Annotated in this window: 1 protein-coding gene; it reads right to left on the reverse strand. The window is 56.1% G+C overall.

Annotated elements, in window-relative coordinates:
• A partial coding sequence (locus FCN14_RS15630) for a flagellin (protein ID WP_212747668.1) occupies positions 1–513 on the reverse strand: 513 nt, incomplete at both ends.

Here is a 513-nt window from a genome sequence, read left to right on the forward strand (position 1 = left end):
TATCGTTTACGTTTTCCGACATCGTCGTAATTGCATCATCGATGTGGTTGATGAACGAACGGAAGTCAGCAGAGTTGGCGGCCGTTCCGGCTGCGGTCTCAAAAGAAAGCGCTCCACCCGGGTTTGTGGCACCGGCTGTTCCGGCAGCCGTAGCTTCAATAGCCGATCCGTCAGCTACCGCACCGTCGCCGCTGGCGTTACCCAACTGGGCGGTGTTGGTACCGTCGGCAAACAGCTCACCTACGTTTACCGCATCCAGATCCGCGGTAATGGTATCCGATTCCCGTTCACCGACCTGGAAGGTCAGCTCTAAGGCACCGGACTTGGTGGCCGTGGTATCGTCTCCACTCAGCAGGTCATATCCCTGGAAGACTGTCGAGTCTGAAATATCGTTGATGTCGGCGCCGAGCTCTTTAATCTGCTCACCAATAAACCCACGCTCATCTTCGCCGAGGGTATCGTTGGCTGCCTGCGTGGCCAGCCCTTTCATCTCCACGAGGTTATCCATGATTG

The organism is Fodinibius saliphilus (assembly GCF_005869845.1).
Taxonomy (GTDB): Bacteria; Bacteroidota; Rhodothermia; order Balneolales; family Balneolaceae; genus Fodinibius; species Fodinibius saliphilus.